The sequence below is a fragment of the Ruegeria sp. HKCCSP346 genome (assembly GCF_017872595.1).
Classification (GTDB): Bacteria; Pseudomonadota; Alphaproteobacteria; order Rhodobacterales; family Rhodobacteraceae; genus Ruegeria.
In genome coordinates this window covers 46546-65569 of the sequence record NZ_JAEDOT010000010.1, presented here as the reverse complement: position 1 = coordinate 65569, position 19024 = coordinate 46546, and the positions used below count along the sequence as shown (strand labels likewise).

Annotated in this window: 19 protein-coding genes; 7 read left to right on the top strand and 12 right to left on the bottom strand. The window is 59.9% G+C overall.

The features are described from left to right. Window positions 1-34: 34 nt before the first annotated feature. The 5 genes from lpxK to I9185_RS18955 form a co-directional block, all read right to left on the bottom strand. The gene (gene lpxK, locus I9185_RS18975) at window positions 35-1036 is read right to left on the bottom strand and encodes a tetraacyldisaccharide 4'-kinase (RefSeq protein WP_210093835.1); all 1002 of its coding nucleotides are present in this window, start codon (window positions 1034-1036) and stop codon (window positions 35-37) included. Beyond that, window positions 1023-2261 carry a glycosyltransferase N-terminal domain-containing protein gene (locus I9185_RS18970; RefSeq protein ID WP_210093834.1) on the bottom strand — a complete coding sequence of 413 codons (1239 nt, stop codon included), beginning with the start codon at window positions 2259-2261 and terminating at the stop codon, window positions 1023-1025. The genes lpxK and I9185_RS18970 overlap by 14 nt, the downstream gene beginning before the upstream one ends. After that, window positions 2258-3058: a 3'(2'),5'-bisphosphate nucleotidase CysQ gene (locus I9185_RS18965; RefSeq protein WP_171724904.1), complete on the bottom strand. Its 801-nt coding sequence runs from the start codon at window positions 3056-3058 to the stop codon at window positions 2258-2260. Before I9185_RS18965 ends, I9185_RS18970 begins: the two co-directional genes overlap by 4 nt. Further along, window positions 3045-4391, bottom strand: a complete 1347-nt coding sequence (locus I9185_RS18960) for a TldD/PmbA family protein (protein ID WP_210093833.1) — start codon at window positions 4389-4391, stop codon at window positions 3045-3047. Before I9185_RS18960 ends, I9185_RS18965 begins: the two co-directional genes overlap by 14 nt. A gap of 172 nt (window positions 4392-4563) precedes the next feature. Further along, on the bottom strand, window positions 4564-6078 hold the full coding sequence (locus I9185_RS18955) for a DUF2125 domain-containing protein (RefSeq protein WP_210093832.1): 1515 nt from the start codon (window positions 6076-6078) through the stop codon (window positions 4564-4566). 140 nt (window positions 6079-6218) lie between these two features. On the opposite strand from I9185_RS18955, the gene I9185_RS18950 reads away from it, so the two are divergent. The 3 genes from I9185_RS18950 to I9185_RS18940 are packed head-to-tail and all read left to right on the top strand — an operon-like array spanning window position 6219 to window position 8301. After that, on the top strand, window positions 6219-6962 hold the full coding sequence (locus I9185_RS18950) for an SDR family oxidoreductase (RefSeq protein ID WP_171637778.1): 744 nt from the start codon (window positions 6219-6221) through the stop codon (window positions 6960-6962). Next, window positions 6959-7567 carry an enoyl-CoA hydratase/isomerase family protein gene (locus tag I9185_RS18945; protein WP_171637777.1) on the top strand — a complete coding sequence of 203 codons (609 nt, stop codon included), beginning with the start codon at window positions 6959-6961 and terminating at the stop codon, window positions 7565-7567. Before I9185_RS18950 ends, I9185_RS18945 begins: the two co-directional genes overlap by 4 nt. Next, window positions 7564-8301 carry a VOC family protein gene (locus I9185_RS18940; RefSeq protein WP_210093831.1) on the top strand — a complete coding sequence of 246 codons (738 nt, stop codon included), beginning with the start codon at window positions 7564-7566 and terminating at the stop codon, window positions 8299-8301. The genes I9185_RS18945 and I9185_RS18940 overlap by 4 nt, the downstream gene beginning before the upstream one ends. On the opposite strand, the gene I9185_RS18935 is transcribed toward I9185_RS18940, so the two are convergent. Next, entirely contained in the window at window positions 8302-8598 is a 297-nt protein-coding gene (locus I9185_RS18935) for an HNH endonuclease (RefSeq protein ID WP_171637775.1), read from the bottom strand. 48 nt (window positions 8599-8646) lie between these two features. Here I9185_RS18935 and I9185_RS18930 point away from each other — a divergent pair, with 48 nt between their 5' ends. Then, the gene (locus I9185_RS18930) at window positions 8647-9831 is read left to right on the top strand and encodes a TIGR03862 family flavoprotein (protein ID WP_210093830.1); all 1185 of its coding nucleotides are present in this window, start codon (window positions 8647-8649) and stop codon (window positions 9829-9831) included. A gap of 1 nt (window position 9832) precedes the next feature. Here I9185_RS18930 and holA read toward each other — a convergent pair whose 3' ends face one another. The 4 genes from holA to I9185_RS18910 form a co-directional block, all read right to left on the bottom strand. Continuing rightward, the gene (gene holA, locus I9185_RS18925; RefSeq protein WP_210093829.1) at window positions 9833-10861 is read right to left on the bottom strand and encodes a DNA polymerase III subunit delta; all 1029 of its coding nucleotides are present in this window, start codon (window positions 10859-10861) and stop codon (window positions 9833-9835) included. Further along, a complete protein-coding gene (gene lptE, locus I9185_RS18920) occupies window positions 10858-11349 on the bottom strand; it encodes an LPS assembly lipoprotein LptE (protein WP_210093828.1) in 492 nt (163 codons plus the stop codon). Before lptE ends, holA begins: the two co-directional genes overlap by 4 nt. Next, window positions 11336-13873 carry a leucine--tRNA ligase gene (leuS, locus tag I9185_RS18915; RefSeq protein WP_210093827.1) on the bottom strand — a complete coding sequence of 846 codons (2538 nt, stop codon included), beginning with the start codon at window positions 13871-13873 and terminating at the stop codon, window positions 11336-11338. The genes lptE and leuS overlap by 14 nt, the downstream gene beginning before the upstream one ends. Before the next feature lie 72 nt (window positions 13874-13945). Next, window positions 13946-14428 carry a DUF3576 domain-containing protein gene (locus tag I9185_RS18910; protein ID WP_152459265.1) on the bottom strand — a complete coding sequence of 161 codons (483 nt, stop codon included), beginning with the start codon at window positions 14426-14428 and terminating at the stop codon, window positions 13946-13948. A gap of 285 nt (window positions 14429-14713) precedes the next feature. Here I9185_RS18910 and I9185_RS18905 point away from each other — a divergent pair, with 285 nt between their 5' ends. Both I9185_RS18905 and I9185_RS18900 read left to right on the top strand, forming a co-directional pair. After that, entirely contained in the window at window positions 14714-15799 is a 1086-nt protein-coding gene (locus I9185_RS18905; protein ID WP_210093826.1) for a porin, read from the top strand. A 101-nt stretch (window positions 15800-15900) separates the two neighbouring features. Further along, entirely contained in the window at window positions 15901-16560 is a 660-nt protein-coding gene (locus I9185_RS18900) for a YggS family pyridoxal phosphate-dependent enzyme (protein ID WP_209835449.1), read from the top strand. Here the strand turns inward: I9185_RS18900 and I9185_RS18895 are convergent. Together I9185_RS18895 and ribA are read right to left on the bottom strand one after the other, a co-directional pair. Further along, a complete protein-coding gene (locus I9185_RS18895; RefSeq protein ID WP_171637761.1) occupies window positions 16544-17044 on the bottom strand; it encodes a L,D-transpeptidase family protein in 501 nt (166 codons plus the stop codon). The two genes, I9185_RS18900 and I9185_RS18895, sit on opposite strands and share 17 nt — an antisense overlap. Beyond that, the gene (gene ribA, locus I9185_RS18890) at window positions 17041-18132 is read right to left on the bottom strand and encodes a GTP cyclohydrolase II (RefSeq protein WP_152459261.1); all 1092 of its coding nucleotides are present in this window, start codon (window positions 18130-18132) and stop codon (window positions 17041-17043) included. The genes I9185_RS18895 and ribA overlap by 4 nt, the downstream gene beginning before the upstream one ends. A gap of 162 nt (window positions 18133-18294) precedes the next feature. Here ribA and I9185_RS18885 point away from each other — a divergent pair, with 162 nt between their 5' ends. Then, the gene (locus tag I9185_RS18885; protein ID WP_117872957.1) at window positions 18295-18981 is read left to right on the top strand and encodes a response regulator transcription factor; all 687 of its coding nucleotides are present in this window, start codon (window positions 18295-18297) and stop codon (window positions 18979-18981) included. Window positions 18982-19024 lie beyond the last annotated feature (43 nt).

Here is a 19024-nt window from a genome sequence, read left to right as displayed (position 1 = left end):
CTTTTCCGGTTGGCCCTGTAGGGGCCGACCGGGCCTATTTTGGTGCAGGTGCTGCATTCAATAGCATGTCGCGGACCTTGTCAGTTTCGCCCACTCGCAGACGAACCGGCAGAGTGATCACTTTGCTCCGAAAAGCCGGGGGCAGACGTACGGCGTCTTTCTCGGTCGTTATCATCTGAATACCCAGTTGGCGCGCCTCGTTTTCCAGACGGGCCATCAGTGCCTGAGACAGAGGCTGGTGGTCGTCCAGGGCTTCGGCGCGGACCAGGTCTACGCCCAGCTGTCGCAGGGTTTTGAAGAACTTCTCGGGGTGGCCGATACCGGCAAATGCCAAAGCGCGTGTGCCGGTCCAGTCCATGCCGGTTTGCAGGGGCTCGATTGCTCCGGTGACATGGGGAACAGACAACTTGTCGCCCCACTGACCGGTGAAAGCCATTTGCGCGGCCTCATCGCCCAGAGACAACACAAGGTCGGCCCGTTTCAATCCGATGTCGACCGGTTCCCGCAGTGGCCCGGCAGGCAGGCACAAACCGTTTCCGAACCCGCGTTGAGCATCGACAACAATGATCGAGAAATCCTTGGCCACCGAGGGGTTTTGAAAACCGTCATCCAGCACGATTGCCGTGGCGCCCGCCGCTGCGGCGGCCCGTGCGCCCGCCGCCCTGTCCTTGGCAACCCAGACTTCGGCAAACATCGCCAGAAGCAGCGGCTCGTCTCCTACTTCGGCAGCCGTGTGCCGGGCCGGATCAACCTGCACCGGCCCATCCAAAGAGCCTCCGTGCCCCCGCGTGACGACATGTGGTTCGTGCCAGGCGCCTCGAAGCTGTTCAAGGGTCCAGATCACCGTTGGTGTCTTACCGGTTCCACCAGCATTGAGGTTGCCGATACAGATCACGGGCACACCCGGCTTTTCGCCGGATTCCGAGGCGATCCTACGGGCGGTTGCCGCTGCATACAGGCGCCCCAACGGTGCCAGCATACGCGCCCTAAGATCCGGTTGGTCCGGGGTCGTGTTCCAGAAATCAGGTGCCCGCATGATCCGCACTCCGCTGATCCAGAATATCCTGCACCATTTCGATCAGGGCGTCAGCCTGCGGTGCGCCTTCGGTCAACAATTGCCATCCCGCCAACGCCATGTCGGCAGCTTGATCCGGCGCCAGAAGCTGCACAACGGCGTCGCCCAGTTCGGTTGCCGTTTTAACCTCTTTGGCGGCGTTCACCTGTTGCAGGCTGGAATAGAATTCCTGATGGCGATGCACATATGGTCCGAACATGATCGCAGACCCCAGCGCGATTGCTTCGGACGGATCCTGACCGCCCGCGCCGCGTTCCAGTGAACTGCCCATGAAGGTCACTGGTGCCATGCGATGCCACAGGCCCAGGTTTTCGGGGTCCGATGTCAGGACGACCTGCGTGGTATCTTCAATCATGTCCCCTTCATCCCAGTTGACGCAGCGCAGGTCCATCGATTCCAGCCGCCGTCTCAGCGGCGAGACTTCCGGCTCGTTTGCCACGTGCAACACCAGAACCAGCCGATGCAGCATCCGCAGTGCCTGACGGTGGGCTGTCAGAACCGAGATGAACTCCTTGTCCTGAACCCATGCCGCCAGCCAAACCGGGCGCCCGGCAAGTGTATGAGTGGTCTCGATAAGTTCGTCTTCTGGCCAGGGCCGAGGGTTGGGGCTGATCCGCAAAGGCGGTGATTCCGCAACTTTTCCGGATTGGATTCCGAGGCGGCGGATCTGCCGAGCCGTCTCGGCGGATGGCGTGAGAATCTTGTGGAAACAGTCAAAGGTCACCCGTGTGATGTCCGGCAGCCAACGGGCGTTCCGGGACAGAGTGACGCTGAATTGGGCGTCGAACAGGACCAGCGGGATCGCTTTTTCGTCAGCGCGCGTGACAATGTTGGGCATCAGATCGCCACCGACCCACAACCCCATGTTCGGACGCCAGTATTCGTTAAACTCGCGGGCGGCTCCACTCTGTTCCTGTGGCAGGTTGATCAAAGGGAACCTGCTGTCCGGCCAGTTGGACAGATCCTCATCCGGGGGGGCTGTCAGCAGGAAATTCAGCTTGGCCCTGACCTGCGACAGCCGACGGCAGAAGTCGGTCACAGCCCGCAGCCGATCCGGTGTGGCAACATGGATCCATAGCAACTCACCTTTGGGGCGCGGCAGGTTGGATTGCGGCGCAACCCCGTTGCGCAACCCCCATGACAACACCCTGTAGGCGGCCAAGCTGAGTGAGCGCGGTTTGCTCATGTTCCGATTCCCGGCCCGGCCGGATCCAGCAGTGCCGACAGTTGCTGATGAATCGAGGCGCTGGCGGCGATCACGCCGTTCAACCTGGGATGCATGTTGTTGAAGATCAGCCGTTGACCCGTACGGTCGGAACACACGCCGCCGGCCTCTCGGATGATCAGGTCGCCGGCGGCAATGTCCCATTCCCAACTGGGGCGCAGGGTCAGCATGCCATCGAACCGCCCCTGCGCAACCAAAGCCATGCGATAGGCAAGTGACGGACGATACGCGCGTTCGAATTCTGGCGCCTGCGCATTGCGCCAATGCCGTGCGTCAAGGTTCGGCTTGGCGGCCAGAATTTCTGATTGCAAAAGCTCTGCGGTGTCCGAGGTCGTGATCGTCTTACCATTGAGAGACGCGCCCTGACCTTGGGCCGCCGTGTACAGCAAATCCCGCATCGGCAGGTAAATGACCGCCGCCGTCACCACGCCGTTATCGGCGACGGCTATGGAATGTGCCCAGGTGCGCGCGCCTTCTGCAAAGCTCCGGGTGCCGTCGATCGGGTCGATTATGAAAGTGCTGTTGCGGTCCAGCCGGTCGGTGGAATCCTCGGATTCTTCACTAAGCCAGCCATAGCCCGGTCGCGCCGAACACAACCGCTCCTCTAGCATCGTGTTCACGGCAAGATCCGCCTCGGTCACTGGGCCGGCGCCATCGGGTTTGTCCCAGCGCTGTGCTTGCGTGCCGGAATAGCGCGTGGCGATCTTGCCGGCCTCCAGCGCCGCCTCGATCAGCAGGGGCAGATCAGTTGCCGGCAAGTGTCATTCCTTCGATCAGAAGCGACGGAACCACGCGCGACAGGTATGGGCGGGCATCGTTCGCCGGGATGATCCGGCGCAGCATGTCCCGCAGATTGCCTGCGATGGTGCATTCATTGACCGGATGCGTGATCTCGCCATTCTCGACCCAGAAGCCCGATGCACCCCTTGAATAGTCACCGGTATTGGGGTTGATCGTTGAACCGATCATGGACGTGACCAGCAACCCGGTTCCCATATCGCGCAGCAGGTCGGCGCGGCTTTGGTCACCTTGTGTCAGGCTCAGGTTCCAGTTGCTGGGCGATGGCGGGCCCGAGACCCCTCGCGCGGCATTTCCCGTGGACGCCATATCCAGTTTTCGCCCGCTTGACAGGTCCAGCGTCCAGCCGGTCAGAACGCCGTTTTCCACGATTGCCCGGCGTCGTGTCGGCAGACCCTCGGCATCAAAGGGACGCGAGCCCGAAATGCGCGGGCGGTGCGGGTCTTCGATCAGGGACAGATGCGCAGGCAGAACGTCCTGCCCCAAACAATCCTTGATCCAAGATGCGCCCCGTGCGATCGCCGCGCCATTGCTGGCGGCCAGAAGGTGGCCGATGAGCGAAGACGAGATCCGTTCGTCGAAGAGAACCGGAAAACTTCCCGTCTCAGGTTTGCGCGCACCAACCTGTTGCGTGGCGCGTTCACCTGCTGTGCGCCCGATTTCTTCCGCGCTGCGCAGGTCGGATTGGAACGTCCGGCTGTCACCGTCATAGTCCCGTTCCATCCCGGTGCCTTCGCCCGAGATCGCAACACAGGAAACCGACCGGCTGCTGCGCGCGTACCCGCCGGTGAACCCGTTTGTCGCGGCCAGATGCACATGGTGGGTTCCATAGCTTGCGGCCGCATCCGACACCTGGGTGACGCCGGCGACGGCCAGCGCTGCGGCCTCGGCCGTCAGGGCATCCTGCATCAGGGCTTCGGCAGACGGGGCCGGGGCGGGGTCTGACAATTCCAGTGACTCTATGTTCCAGTCTGTGACCAGCTGGTCCTTGTCAGCCAGCCCGGAAAACGGATCTTCGGGGGCCTCCCTGGCCATTGCGACAGCTCGTTCCGCCATGGCGCGCAGGGTTTCAGGGCGGCTGTCGGAACTGGACACAATGGCGGATCGTTTGCCCAGAAACACCCGCAATCCCAAATCAGTCCCTTCCGAGCGCTCGGCATGTTCCAGCGCGCCGCCCCGCACTTCGACGGAAACAGAGGATCCGTCGATAACGATGGCATCCGCCGCGTCCGCGCCTGCCTTGCGGGCCACGTCAAGCAAGTGATGGCTGATTTCTTCTGGTGAGCAGGTCATGAGGCCTCCGGGTTGATTGCCAAGGACCTAGCCTTGGACCGCCCGTCTCGCAAGACCTGTGACCAGATTGTGCGTTGAGGATCGCGGTGAACCCGTGCCGTTTCAGAGGTTTGGGCAAGGGTTGGCAGGGCAGAGAAAGGGCCGCATGTTGCGCGGCCCTTTCCGTTGATTGTCACTTGATACGCTGACCATTCGCCAGGATCTGGCCGTCTTCGGTGAACTCGATCTTCGAGTTCAGTGTGTCCGGTTCTGCGCCCGGAACTGCCATCAGACCCATCATCATGCGGGCACCCAGCGCGTCTTCGTCCGAGATGATTCCCATGCCGATCAGGGTGTCGATCAACTGGTTGGCGCCAACCAGCTGAAGGTTCGCCACGCCGCTTGGGCTGGGCAGGCCATCAAACTCTTCGGTATTGGTGTTGTCGAAAGCAAAATCACCGGTACCGGTCAGTTTGGCGCCAACCAGCGAAACCAGCAGTTCGTTGATCTTCAGCGAGTGCAGTTCCCCCGGCGCTTCGTCGGATTCGACGTCGATTTCAGGATCGAAGATATTCATCAGCACTTTCGCGGTTCCCGTCGCATCCAGCGCAATCGTCGCCGGATCACGCGGCAGCGCGCCCGCAGGATCGAAAATGCCCCACAATACGTCCGACATGGTGAAATCGGTCAGGTTCAGCCCAAAGCCGAAGGGTTGAACCTCGTCCGATTGCTGGATGGGGAATTCGAAGTTCAGGCCCGCCTTGGCCATCGAAAGTTCGATCGGGAACGGCAGGCCCGCCGTGGTAACGGCCATTTTCGTGCTGTTCTGGTCAATGTCATAGACGATACGCTCTGCATCGATGCTGGCTGCAAAACGCCCGCCTTCGGACGTGCTGTTCATCGAGAACGCCTGACCTTCGCTGGTCCCGCTCAGATCCGTGCTGCCTGCGGCATAGGTGAAGGTGCCGTCAAACGAAAAACCAGCCTTGTAAAAGGCTTCTGGGTCCGAAAAGTCAAAATCCGGCGGGACGACGTTGTTGCCCTCAAATGCCAGTTGATCGAGTTGACCGTTGATCAACCCGTTTTCGCCGCTTTCAGGATCCTGAAAGTTCAGATCATAAGTTAACGTGGCTGCGTTGAACGTCTGGCTGATGTTCCGATTGTCGCCGATCTGCATCCGCGAGCTGCCGGACAGATCGCTTGCTTGGACATCGATGCCAAACACATCATTGGGCAGCGCCTCGCCATCGACCTCAATCGAATCCAGTTTCACGCCCAGATTGTCAGCCTTGTAGTCATAGGTCATGTCGTCCGGTGTGCCCGACACGACCATGTTCAGTTGGCTGTGGGAATAGGTGACAGTGGCTGCGAAGTTTTCGTCTTCGGCCTGACCGGTGATTTCCATGGGAAAGCTTTCCGGCAGGTCAATGGTAACGGTCCCGTCACCATTTTCGGTCAATGTCATTTCCGGCATGACCATCTGAAACTGTCCGTCCTCTTCGGGAAGGGCCACTGAAAGTGTCATGTTGGAAATCGTGGTGACGTCGCCCGAAGTGCTTTCGTCTCCTGTGACGGTGTAACCCATCGAGGTGAAATAGCTCTGCCAATCGGACCAGACGTCATCGGCCGACAGATCGGCAAACGCCCCTTGGGTGGCAACGGCATAAGCCAAGGCAGCGCCGCAGCTGCGGCGAAGGAAAACGGACATAAGGTAACCCTTCTTGATCAATTTGTGGCGCATGGTCGGTTTTGTGGCGGGTATCGTCAAGGGGGCAAGGGCTGGACCCTTTCCCCGTTTACGCGTTACGGCTGTAGCCGACAGAGATTGCAATGCGTGAGGAAGGGCAAATGCAAGGAAAAACTGTTCTCATAACCGGGGCCAGCCGAGGAATTGGGGCCGAGGCAGGGCGCGTTTTTGCCGCAGCCGGCGCCAATGTCGCATTGGTGGCTCGCAGTCAGGATCAGATTGACGCTCTGGCGGCCGCATTGGGCGATAAGGCCATCGCATTGGCCTGTGACGTCAGCGATTTCGCGCAGGTGGAACAAGCCGTGGCCACATGCGTGGACCGGTTCGGTGGGTTGGATGTTCTGATCGGCAACGCGGGTGTGATCGATCCGATCTTTCATCTCTCGAATGCTGACACCGAGGCGTGGAGCAAGGCCATCGACATCAACCTGAAAGGTATTTTCTACGGGATGCGCGCGGCGTTGCCGGTGATGCGGGCTGCGGGAGGAGGGAGCATTCTGACGATCTCGTCCGGTGCAGCGTCGAACCCGGTCGAAGCCTGGAGCCATTATTGCGCCTCGAAGGCCGGGGCCAAGATGCTCACGGAATGTCTGCATCTGGAAGAAGCCCATAATGGTATTCGCGCCATGGGCCTGTCACCGGGGACGGTGGCCACCGATATGCAGCGGTCGATCAAGGCCAGCGGCATTAATCCCGTCAGTCAGCTGGACTGGGATGTGCATATCCCTGCGGACTGGCCCGCACGGGCGCTGTTGTGGATGTGCTCGGATGATGCCGATGAGTTTCTTGGCACTGAAATTTCGCTGCGGCTTGAAGACATTCGCAAACGGGCCGGGCTGATATGATCGATTTGACCAAAGAAGGTGGCCTGTGGACCGTCACGATCAACAATCCCGGCAAGGCGAACGCCCTGACGGGGGCCATGCTGGCGGAACTGGCCGAGATCGCCGAATCCGCGACAGAGGCCAAGGCGTTGATCCTGACGGGCGCGGGCAAAGTGTTCAGCGCCGGGGCAGATCTGGACGAAGCGCGCGCCGGTCTGGCCAAATCGGATGTCTGGGAAAGGCTGTCCGGCGCCATTGCTGCGTTGCCCTGTCTGACCGTTGCCGCACTGAACGGCACTTTGGCAGGCGGGGCCAACGGTATGGCACTGGCCTGCGATCTGCGCATTGCCGTGCCGTCGGCCAAGTTCTTCTATCCGGTGATGAAGCTGGGGTTTCTGCCACAACCGTCCGACCCCGCGCGGCTGGCGGCTCTGGTCGGACCGGCAAGGGCCAAGTTGATCTTTATGGCGGGTCAGAAGATCACCGCGCAAGAGGCGTATGAATTTGGCCTGGTGGACCGGATTGTCGATCCCGATCACCTGATGCAAACCGCACGCGATCTGGTTGCCGACAGCGTGAACGCCGACCCCGAGATCGCGGCGGGAATCGCAAGGTTGTGCTCATGAGGCTGTCTGCACTGCGCCTGCGGGTCGCTGACCCGGATCGGCTGGCCGCGTTTTATCGCGACATTCTGGGCATGTCCGTTGGCCGAACAGAAACCGGCCACCGTGTCGGCTATGACGGTGCAGACGCAGATATTTTGTTGCTGCCGGGTGGAGGAGGGTACACCCATGACAAGGGGCAGCGCTACTGGAAGATAGGAATCACCGTGCCGGATGTCGATCTTGCTGCGGCTCATCTGCGCAGGTTTGACGTTCCAGTGAGCAAGCCGAATCAGTTTCTGGACATCGGCTACATGTGCCATCTTGCGGATCCCGAAGGGTTCGTCATCGAGCTGCTGCAACATGATTTCGAAGGCAACCGACCGCCGCATGCAGCGGACCCTGACGCGCCTTTTGCGCAGGCTCGGATCGGTCAGATTACCCTTCGAACCGGCGATATTGCCGCCGAAGACGCGTTCTGGCGCGCCCAGGGCATGTCGTTGTTGTCGATGCAGGAGGTCGCCCCTTACGGCTTTGACCTGCATTTTTATGCTTTTACGGACGAAACCCCGCCCAATCCTGATCTTTGGGCTGTTGAAAACCGCGAATGGCTGTGGAAACGCGCCTATACGACGTTGGAATTCCAACATGTTGCGGGCGCACAATTCGTGCATGTACCGGACTTTCAGGGTATCGTGATCGAAGGCCTGTCCGAACCTCTTACAGATATTGTCGGGGACCAGATCCTGCCAGTTTGATCAGCGCCCGCGCCGCTTGCCCGGAACTTTCGAACGAAATCCGGGTGGGCGTTTGCGAACCCAAGTCAGAAATTTCTCGAGCCTTGGATGCGCACGCAGGGCCTCGACCGTGTTGAAACTGCGTGCCAGTTCGGCTTCGGTCAGGGTGGCGTGCACCTCTTTGTGGCAGATCTGATGCAGCAGAACGGTAGGTCCGCCCTTGCCTCCTTTGAGTTTTGGGATCAGATGATGCAGGCTGCCACCCCCGTCGGGGATCGGGCGGTCGCAAAGCGGGCAGATTGGATCGCTGTTCGTCATGATGATGTGAAACTTGCGCCTGTGACGGGCGAAGGCAAGAGGGTGCGAATGGCGCAGGCAGTGGTGATCGGAGCAGGCCCCGCCGGGTTGATGGCGGCCGAACAGCTCGCCGCAGCCGGGCATTCCGTGTTGGTGGCCGAGGCCAAACCTTCGGTCGCGCGCAAGTTCCTGATGGCCGGGAAATCGGGGCTGAACCTGACCAAGGACGAGCCGCTTGATGACCTGATCCGCGCTTATGGTGAAGCGGCAGATTGGTTGCGCCCGATCATGTCTGACTTTGATGCCGAAGCTGTTCAGCACTGGGCGCGCGGGTTGGGGCAGACGCTGTTTGTCGGCTCGACGGGGCGCGTGTTTCCCCAAGCAATGAAGGCCTCGCCCTTGTTGCGGGCCTGGTTGGCACGATTGGGCAAGGCCGGGGTCGAAATCAGGACCCGCTGGCGTTGGACAGGCTGGGACGGTGATGCGCCGGTGTTTGACACTCCGGACGGGCGGCGCAGTGTTTCGACGGATGTCACCGTGCTGGCACTGGGCGGTGCAAGCTGGGCCCGCCTTGGCTCGGACGGTCACTGGGCGCAGATATTGGCCGGAAAAGACGTGGCTTTGGCACCCTTTGAACCCGCAAACTCAGCCATTTCCGTTGATTGGAGCCCACATATGCAGCCCCATTTCGGGGCCGCATTGAAATCGATCCGATTGATGGCAGGTGATTTGGAGAGCCGAGGAGAGGCTGCGATTTCCAGAACCGGTCTGGAAGGCGGAGGGCTGTATAAGCTGACACCGGCCTTGCGCGCGGGGACACCGTTGTTTGCTGATCTGACGCCAGATCTGGACCAACAGGCTCTGCTGGCGCGGTTGTCCGCGAAACGGTCGAAAACAACGCTGTCCCAGTGGATGAGGAAATCGCTGAATCTGTCTGCTCAGAAAATCGCCCTGTTTCATGAAATGGCAAAACGCGGTGGCCACCCTCAATCCGTGCAAGTGAGCATGTTGAAAAAGCTGCCTGTCCGGCATGTCGGCCTTCGCCCGATGGACGAAGCCATTTCGACCGCAGGTGGTGTCAAACAGGCAGCGCTGGATGACGGGCTGATGCTGACGGCCCTGCCGGGTGTGTTCTGCGCTGGGGAAATGCTGGACTGGGAGGCCCCGACCGGGGGCTATCTGCTCACGGCTTGCCTGGCGACCGGGCGCTGGGCCGGTCGGTCTGCCGCCGACTGGCTGGAAAAGGCTGAGTGACCTAGCGGGATCGTGCCAACATCGCCAATCGGATCATCGCGCGTTCCACCAGCGCCATGGCAGGGGCTGTCTGCCCGGCCGACCGCAGCGCCAAATCTGTATCGGTCAGAACCGTCAGTGCGGTTTGCAGCTTGGTCGCGCCCCAACCTTGTGCCTGCCGCAGGATACGGTCACGCCGTTTGCCGTAAACCGGTGGACGCAGCTTACCGATGCCCTGCGCAGCACCGCCGGGATCGGACGCGCAGGCATAGAGTGTCCGAAAATGCCGCATCGCTCCGATGCACAGAGTCACGCCGTTGGTGCCCTGCGCCTGCAACCTCCGGATCAGCGGCCCGATCTCACCGGCGCGGCCTTCGGCAACGACGTTGAGAACATCATCCAGCGCCGCCTCGGTCGAGCGCGGGGCGCAGGCCTCAATATCTTCGATCGTCAAATCAGCGCTGTCACCGCGCTTGTAAAGAGACAGTTTTTCAATCGTTTGGGCGAAATCACCGGGGCTGAGGCTGACGGCCAATTCACTGATTGCAGACATGACATCTCGGGGCACGTTTTTCATACCCGACTCGGCAAGAACCCGTTCCACTTCGGCGCGTGAGGGCGGGTCGTCATAAATGCCGACTGCGTAGGCGGCAGGGTGGCCTTCGAACGCCTTGCGGATTTTCGAGCTGGGTTTCAATTGCCCCGAGGTCACGATGATCTGGGCGTCTCCGGGGGCCCAATCTTCGAGTGCGGCCAGAATTGCCGGCGCCGCGGTTTCGGTTGCGTCTTCCACGAAAACGGCACGTGGGCCGGGAAAGAAGCCGACCGCCTTGACCGCGTCCAGCAGCAGGGCGGGATCACCACGCAGATCGCCACCGGGCATGCGGGTCAGGCGCATTTCTTCTTCGGCTTGGGCGCCAAGCAGAGCGGCCAGCACCTGTTGCCGCTTGAGCGCAACCCGCATCGCATCCGCGCCATAGATAAGCAGCCCTGTCTTGTCCGCGTCCGGCTTGGCAAAATACCCCTCAGCCTCGCGCGGGCTCAACTTCATGCAGCCAGACCCGGTGTGGCGTAAAGACGGTTCATGATCTGACCCGACAGAATCATCATCAGCCGTCTCTTGGCATCGCGCTCATCCGCCAAGGTGGAAACGGTCGATCCTGCGGCAGAATATGACACAAAATCCGCCACCGAGCCCGAGGCGATGATCTGACCGGTTGCGTTGGACCGCAGCGTGTATTGCGCGCTTCCGTCGATGGTGTAGCGTTGCGTTTCGTTTGTGGTGGTGATTGCTGCGCCACGCGTCACGGTCGAAACCTGAACGTCCAGCTTGTAGTCGTTGACCGACCCGGCGCTTCGCCCCAGTTGCTGTTCCAGATCTTGCACCAGCAAATAGCTTTCCACGGTGTTGGGCGCCGACACCTCGACGCGGCCATACAAGGCCGAACCCGATCCGCCAGGTGCATAGACGGGCTCAAAGCCGCAGGCGGCCAGCGCCAGCGGCATCAGCAAAAACGTTCTGCGATCAAACGACAACATTCACAATCCGGCCCGGAACGACGATCACTTTCTTCGGCGCATTCCCTTCCAGCGCCTTTTGAACAGCTTCGGTGCTGAGCGCAATTTTTTCAACCTCGGCTTTGTCCAGATCCTTGGCCACGCTGATTTCCGCGCGACGCTTGCCGTTGATCTGGATCGGCAAGGTGACGGTGTCATCAACCAGCATCGCCTCGTCGGCGACGGGCCATGGCGCAACGGCCACAAGGCCTTCGCCGCCCTGATGGGCCCAAATATCTTCCGCCAGATGCGGTGTCATCGGCGACATCAGCTGTGCCAGCGTTTTGATGGCCTGCTTTTGGGCCGCAGCACCTGCCTTGGATTTCGCCAGCGTGTTGGTGAAGGCATAAAGCTTGGCGATGGCCGCGTTGAAGCCAAAGCTTTCAACACCCAATGTCACGTCGCGGATGGTTTTGTGCATCTCGCGCAGCAGTTCCTCATCGCCTTCACCCGTGGCATTCGGGTCCATGGCGCCGATCTTGTCGCAGAGGTTCCAGACACGGTTGAGATGCTTGTACGCGGCCTCGGCCCCCGCAGCCGTCCATTCCACGTCCCGTTCGGGTGGCGAATCGGACAGCACGAACCAGCGCGCGGTATCTGCGCCGAAGGCCGAGATGATGCTGACCGGATCGACAACGTTCTTCTTGGACTTTGACATCTTGGCCGATGGGATGATCTCGACCTGTGTGCCGTCAGCCAGTTTTCCGTCCGTGACCTCTTCGGGCAGGTGATAGACCGGACGACCGTTGGCATCGCGGGTCTGGTAGATCTCGTGCGTCACCATGCCTTGGGTGAACAGCGCGTCGAAGGGTTCGATGGCTTTGTCCGGCAAATGCCCGGTGATGTTCATCGCGCGGGCGAAGAACCGCGAATACAGCAAGTGCAGAATCGCGTGTTCGATCCCGCCGATATACTGGTCTACATTCATCCAGTATTCCGCCTCGGCCAGATCGGTGGGTGTTTCCGCGCGCGGAGCGGTGAATCGGGCGAAATACCATGACGAATCCACGAACGTGTCCATCGTGTCGGTCTCGCGCTTGGCAGGGGCGCCACAATTCGGGCAGGCGCAGTCGCGCCAGGTCGGGTGACGGTCCAGCGGGTTGCCCGGTTTGTCGAAGGTGACATCATCGGGCAGGCGAACCGGAAGGTTCTCTTTCTTTTCAGGGACCACACCACAGCTTTCGCAGTGAACGACCGGAATCGGACACCCCCAATAGCGCTGACGGCTCAAGCCCCAGTCGCGCAGGCGATATTTCGTGACCCCTTCGCCCCAACCGGCTTTTTCGGCGAAATCGATGGTGGTGTTGATCGCCTCTTCTCCGGTTGCTTCGGTCAGGCCTGCGAAATGGTTCACCCAGCGGACTTTCTCGGTCTTTGGCGGGACAAAGGCGATCTTGTCGACCGGTGTGTCGTCGTCCAGCGCAAAGAACGTATCGATCACCGGCAGATCGTATTTGCGGCAGAAATCAAGGTCGCGCTGGTCATGGGCCGGGCAGGCGAAGATCGCGCCGGTGCCGTAATCCATCAGGATGAAATTGGCGATCCAGACCGGCAGTTCCCAGTTCGGGTCCAACGGATGCTTGACGCGGATGCCGGTGTCCAAACCCAGCTTTTCGCCGGTTTCGATGGCCTCTTCCGTGGTGCCGCCCTTGCGGCATTCGGCAACGAATTCAGCGACTTCCGGGTTTTCGGCCTCAAGCTGTTTGGCGATCGGGTGATCGGGCGATATCCCAACGAAGGATGCGCCCAGCAGCGTGTCGGGGCGCGTCGTGTAGACAGTGATCGGTTCCCCACCATCCGTGCGCTCGAACCCGAATTGCAGGCCGCGCGACTTGCCGATCCAGTTTTCCTGCATCAGTCGAACCTTGGCGGGCCAGTTTTCCAGCGTGTCCAGAGCGTTCAGCAGTTCTTCGGAATAATCCGAGATCTTGAAGAACCACTGCGTCAGCTCGCGCCGTTCCACCAGCGCACCCGAGCGCCAGCCGCGCCCGTTTTCCACCTGTTCATTGGCCAGAACGGTCATGTCGACCGGATCCCAGTTCACCACGGCATTCTTGCGATAGACCAGCCCGGCCTCGAGCATGTCGAGGAACAGCGCCTGCTGCTGGCCATAGTATTCCGGATCACATGTGGCGAATTCACGGGACCAGTCGATCGACAGGCCCAGTGGCTTCATCTGGGCGCGCATGTCGGCGATATTGCCGTAAGTCCACTCTTTGGGGTGGCCGCCGATCGCCATGGCAGCGTTTTCCGCCGGCATCCCGAACGCGTCCCAGCCCATGGGGTGCAGAACATTGTGCCCGGTGGCCAGCTTGTGCCGCGCGATGACGTCGCCCATCGTATAGTTTCGCACATGCCCCATATGGATTCGGCCGGACGGGTAGGGGAACATCTCAAGCACATAGTATTTCGGCTTGTCCGCCTTGTGGTTGGCGGTGAAGATTCCTGCCTTGTCCCAGGCTTCTTGCCATTTTGCTTCGATTTCGGTGGCCGAATAGCGCGACATTGTGCGGTCCTTCGTGAATGAAAACGCCGGGTAGGAACCCGGCGTGGTATTAGTGTGATTTTCGGCGGAGTGCTAGAACTTGTTGTCCGCGATGCGCAGCTGACGCGCGCGGGACAGAATCGCATCCTCCACCGCACGGGTTGTTGCCGCGCTTACCGGGGCGCCCCCGCTGGATTGCAGGGCGACGGACAAAGACCGGGCCGCAAGCGCCGGATCACTGATGTGTACGGTCGCCCTGTATGACCGTCCTCCGCCCGGAGGAGTGCCGTAACCCGTTACGATCACTCCGGTAAACGGATCGACCTCCTGCACAGGCAAGAAGTTCAAAATGTCCAGCGAAGCTGCCCACAAGTACCGGTTTACATTGGTGGTCTGCTCGGCCGTGCTGCGATCGAAAATGTCCCACAGTGTTGTACGTTCAGGATCGTTCAGCTCGCGTTCATCGGAATTACCGCTGGCGGGATTGGGGGAATATGTCGAAGTGCTTCGATTCTGCCCGCATGCCGCAATAGTGGTGGTCAGCATGATTAATCCCAAAATCGTAGGCAGGCGCATTGTCAGCAGGTCCTGTTTCACTTGTTGTGCAGTATTCAGGGCATACTCCTAGCCAAGGACCCTCGCTGCAACAAGCCTATTCTTCTGAAATGTAAGCGTGTCAGCCTGATCCGGGCAAAAACGAACTGTGGCATCCTTGCACCAATCTGACCCCAATGACGTGACCGGGTTTATGCCAAGCTTGCGCAATGGGGGCAAAAAGAGCGAAACGGTGTCCGTGCTGAGACATATGCCGAGGCATGTGTCGAGTAGATAACTCTTTTGAATGAAACCGAGGGAAACAAGATGAAAAAAGTTCTCTTCGCATCGACGGCGCTGATCGCGACCGCAGGCGTTGCGGCAGCTGAGATTAACTTCAGCGGTTACGGCCGTTTTGGTATCGGCTACAAAGAAGACCGTACAGGCAGCTACGACGTTGTTCGCACCACACCGACCACTGTTAGCACTGCTGGTGGCGGCACCGCAGTCGTTACTCAGACTTCGAACGCAAGCGTTGCGACCCAAACCGACGACGTTATCCTGGTCTCGCGTTTCCGTCTGAACATCGACGGCATCGCAGAAACCGATGGTGGCGTTCGCTTTGAAGGCCGTGTTCGTCTGCAAGCCGACGAAAACAGCGGCAACGGCGAAGCCGGTTCCGCTGGCCTGAACGGCGCACGCTTCTCGGTCATCTACGGTGGTCTGCGTGTTGACGCGGGCAACGTCGCAGGTGCCTTCGACAACCTGGCAAACTACTACGGCAACGAAGTAGGTCTGGAACTGTTCGCAGGTCAGTACTCGGGCGTTAACTACAGCTTCCTGGGTTACTCGTCGACCGGTTCGGGTTCGAACGCTGTGTTCTTCCAGTATTCGGTAGGCGACTTCTCGTTTGGCGCTTCGTACGACCAAGCGACACTGGCTACAGTTCCCGCAACTGCTGCTGGCGTTCCGACCGGTCCGGCAACCTTCACCGATGCAGACCGCTGGGACATCAGCGCAACCTACACCTTCAACAACATCACTGCCGCTCTGGCCTATGGTCAGACCGACGCAGGTGCAGGCAGCGATCCGAGCCTGACCGTTCTGACCCTGGGTGGCGAATGGGGTGACTTCTCGGGTACTCTGTTTGTCGCGGACGACGCAACCAAAGTTGCAGCGACCGACGGTACTGCATGGGGTCTGTCGGCCGCCTACAACCTGGGCGCTGCAACCACCCTGCTGTTCACCTATGGTGACGGTAACGCCTCTGCTGACCTTCAGCAGGTTGCTATCGGTGCGATCTACGACCTGGGTGGCGGTGCATCGCTGCGCGGTGGTATCGGCCGCAACGACTGTGACAGCTGCGCAAGCGACACAATCGTTGCTGACTTCGGTGCTCAGTTCAACTTCTAAGCTGATCTGAACCGCAAGGTTTGAGGGCGGGTCTTCGGACTCGCCCTTTTCTTTTGCGTCGACTTGGTGTTTTTCTGCGCCAAAGACAGATTGAGGGCCCCATGTCGTTGCAAGAAATCACCGCACGCATTGCAAATGCCGAAGCCAGATCGGACCGCCCTGCCGGTTCCGTCAAACTGATCGCTGTATCCAAAGTACAACCGAATGAGCGAGTTCAGGCGGTGCTGGAGCAGGGCCACAGGTGTTTTGGTGAGAATCGCGTACAGGAGGCGGCCAGCAAATGGCCCGCTTTCAAAGAGCAGTTCGATGCCGTCGATCTGCATCTCATCGGCCCGTTGCAGACCAACAAGGCCAGGCAGGCGATGGAACTGTGCAATGCGATCCATTCGGTCGATCGCCCCAAACTGGCCAAAACCCTGGCGCGGCTGGCGCAAGAGGTGGGATACTGCCCCGACCTTTTCATTCAGGTCAATACGGGGGAAGAAGCCCAGAAGGCAGGCGTTCTTCCTGCGGATGCGGACGGGTTTATCGCGGAATGCCGATCGCTGGATCTACCGGTACGCGGGCTGATGTGCATCCCGCCGGTCGATGAAGAACCCACTTTGCATTTCGCCCTCTTGGCCAAGATCGCAGCCCGCAATGGGCTTGAGGGGTTGTCGATGGGGATGAGCGGTGATTTCGAGCAGGCCATCGCCTTGGGCGCGACCCATGTTCGTATCGGGTCGGCCATTTTCGGCGAGCGGGTCAAGCCTCAGGAATAATCAGGCGCGTTCCAAGGGAAATTCGCCCTGCAATCCAGTGCAGATGGTCCCGACGGAAGGCAATGCAGCCCTCGGTGGGGTAGCCGGGCCTGCGCCACTGATGCAGAAAAATCGCCGATCCCTTGCCGGGAACGGCATTCGGCCAGTTCCAGTCGGTCAACAGGACCAGGTCATAAAGCGGATCAGCCCGGCGCAGTTTCTCATGACTGAACGCATAAGGGGCAAGCACCAAGTGATTATAGTGGCTGTCTTCGACGTCATCAGACCACAAGTCCTGCGGCCCAATCGGGATCGCCCAGAAGTTGGGGGCGACCAGCCGGTCAGGCCGGTAGAGCATGCCGACGATTCGATGGCATCCGGTAGGTGTCGCCCCATCGCCCTCGTGTTTCGTGTTGCTCAATCCGCCTTTTCCAATCGAGCAGGGGAACGTCCTGCCACGAAAGCGAACACCACGCGGGGTGAGCACAAGATCGTCTGGGGTCACAACAGGTGCCCGGATTTCGCGGCTTTCGTGGCCAGGTATCCCCGGTTATGCGCGGTTTCACCCACTTTCAAAGGAACGCGCTCGGTCACGGCGATCCCTGTGCGTTCCATCATCGAGATCTTGGCAGGGTTGTTGGTCAGCAGGCGCACCGAGTTGAAACCCAGAGATTTCAGGATATCCGACCCGAGTCGGAAGTCGCGCTCATCATCCTCGAAACCCAGCCTGTGGTTTGCTTCTACCGTGTCAAAACCCTGATCTTGAAGAAAATAGGCACGCATCTTGTTGGCCAGCCCGATACCACGCCCTTCCTGGTTCAGATACAGAAGAACGCCAGCCCCTTCGGCCCCCATTTGCGCCAGTGCGCCCCGCAATTGCGGACCGCAGTCGCATTTCAGGCTGCCCATCAGATCGCCCGTGAAACAGGCGGAATGCAATCGGGCCAGCACTGGTTTGTCCCGATCCGGGCGGCCTATTTCGACTGCGTAATGTTCTTCTCCGCCATCTTCGGGGCGGAAAACATGCAGACGGCCGGCCTCGGATACTTCCATCGGAAGACGCGCGGCAACCACCTCGTGCAGGGCGCTGCGGTCCGCCAGATGCGGGGCGGCGCGCGTGTGGTCAATGCAGGTCAGGCCGTGCGATACCGCAAAGGCCCGGCCATCTTCGACCGGCACGACGACCGCGGCAGGAAGAATGCGCGCGGACTTGGCCAACGCAATCGCGATGCGGTGCAAATTGGCGTTACCGTGGCGCTCGGTCATCAACGGCCCTTTCATCGGCGCGTTCAGATCGTCAGAGGGATCAGCAACCGCCTGCACCCAAGTGATGTCTGCATCGGCGGGAATTGAAACGCGTGCAAGATCGCCGTCATAGGCCCGCGCCTTGAGTGTTTCGGCCCGCCGCCCGGTAATGGCCACCACCGGGTCTCCGAGCTTTTTCAGATCGGCCAGGCGCTGCGGGTTGAGCGTTTCCGCAGAGATCGCCACAACGCTAAAGCCGCTGTCATCGGTCAGAACCACTGGAACGCCCATGCGCAGATCGGCCCGGGCCCGGGCAAGAAGTTCGGTGATATCGGGAATGAGGCTCATCTATGTTACCCTATAACGCTCAGCCCTTCTCCTAGCTGTTTCGAAAGGAAATGTGAAACATTTCTGCCAACTCTGACACGATGGCGTGAAACCGTTGCAGCAAATCTTGTTGATTGCATATTCCGCGCGCAAGTGATGGAAAAGCGTTTGGAGGATCGGGAAATGGCTCAACTCAAGAAAATCCTGTTGGTGGACGATGACGAGGATCTGCGTGAGGCGCTCAGCGAGCAACTTGTCATGACCGAAGACTTTGACGTTTTCGAAGCGTCAGACGGCCAGTCCGCAATGGAGCGCGCACGCGAAGCGATCTATGATCTGGTCATTCTTGATGTGGGTCTGCCGGATACCGACGGGCGGGAATTGTGCCGCCTGATGCGTAAACAGGGCGTGAAAAGCCCGATTCTGATGCTGACCGGTCATGACAGCGATGCCGATACGATCTTGGGCCTGGACGCCGGCGCGAACGATTATGTCTCCAAACCCTTCAAATTTCCGGTATTGCTGGCCCGTATCCGCGCTCAGCTGCGGCAGCACGAACAATCCGAGGACGCGGTATTTGTTCTTGGCCCCTATACGTTCAAGCCGGCGATGAAGATGCTGATCACGGAAGAAGACCGCAAGATCCGTCTGACCGAGAAGGAAACCAACATCCTCAAGTTCCTGTACCGATCAACCGATGGTGTCGTGGCGCGGGATGTGCTGTTGCACGAAGTGTGGGGATACAATGCCGGGGTCACGACCCACACGCTGGAAACCCACATCTATCGTCTGCGTCAGAAGATCGAGCCCGATCCGTCCAATGCGCGCCTTTTGGTCACAGAATCGGGTGGATATAGGCTCGTGTCTTAACTGGTTGTGGATTGATGTGGATCAAAGTGATACTCTGTACTCA

Bases quoted from the DNA above. Each gene is read 5' to 3' on its own strand.
- I9185_RS18935 (WP_171637775.1), bottom strand. From the start codon at position 8,598: ATGACGAACAGCGATCCAATCTGCCCGCTTTGCGACCGCCCGATCCCC.
- holA (WP_210093829.1), bottom strand. From the start codon at position 10,861: ATGAAGTTGAGCCCGCGCGAGGCTGAGGGGTATTTTGCCAAGCCGGAC.
- I9185_RS18885 (WP_117872957.1), top strand. From the start codon at position 18,295: ATGGCTCAACTCAAGAAAATCCTGTTGGTGGACGATGACGAGGATCTG.
- I9185_RS18955 (WP_210093832.1), bottom strand. From the start codon at position 6,078: ATGTCCGTTTTCCTTCGCCGCAGCTGCGGCGCTGCCTTGGCTTATGCC.
- lptE (WP_210093828.1), bottom strand. From the start codon at position 11,349: ATGTTGTCGTTTGATCGCAGAACGTTTTTGCTGATGCCGCTGGCGCTG.
- I9185_RS18960 (WP_210093833.1), bottom strand. From the start codon at position 4,391: ATGACCTGCTCACCAGAAGAAATCAGCCATCACTTGCTTGACGTGGCC.
- leuS (WP_210093827.1), bottom strand. From the start codon at position 13,873: ATGTCGCGCTATTCGGCCACCGAAATCGAAGCAAAATGGCAAGAAGCC.
- I9185_RS18910 (WP_152459265.1), bottom strand. From the start codon at position 14,428: ATGCGCCTGCCTACGATTTTGGGATTAATCATGCTGACCACCACTATT.
- I9185_RS18970 (WP_210093834.1), bottom strand. From the start codon at position 2,261: ATGAGCAAACCGCGCTCACTCAGCTTGGCCGCCTACAGGGTGTTGTCA.
- I9185_RS18940 (WP_210093831.1), top strand. From the start codon at position 7,564: ATGAGGCTGTCTGCACTGCGCCTGCGGGTCGCTGACCCGGATCGGCTG.
- I9185_RS18945 (WP_171637777.1), top strand. From the start codon at position 6,959: ATGATCGATTTGACCAAAGAAGGTGGCCTGTGGACCGTCACGATCAAC.
- I9185_RS18905 (WP_210093826.1), top strand. From the start codon at position 14,714: ATGAAAAAAGTTCTCTTCGCATCGACGGCGCTGATCGCGACCGCAGGC.
- I9185_RS18950 (WP_171637778.1), top strand. From the start codon at position 6,219: ATGCAAGGAAAAACTGTTCTCATAACCGGGGCCAGCCGAGGAATTGGG.
- I9185_RS18930 (WP_210093830.1), top strand. From the start codon at position 8,647: ATGGCGCAGGCAGTGGTGATCGGAGCAGGCCCCGCCGGGTTGATGGCG.
- ribA (WP_152459261.1), bottom strand. From the start codon at position 18,132: ATGAGCCTCATTCCCGATATCACCGAACTTCTTGCCCGGGCCCGGGCC.
- lpxK (WP_210093835.1), bottom strand. From the start codon at position 1,036: ATGCGGGCACCTGATTTCTGGAACACGACCCCGGACCAACCGGATCTT.
- I9185_RS18900 (WP_209835449.1), top strand. From the start codon at position 15,901: ATGTCGTTGCAAGAAATCACCGCACGCATTGCAAATGCCGAAGCCAGA.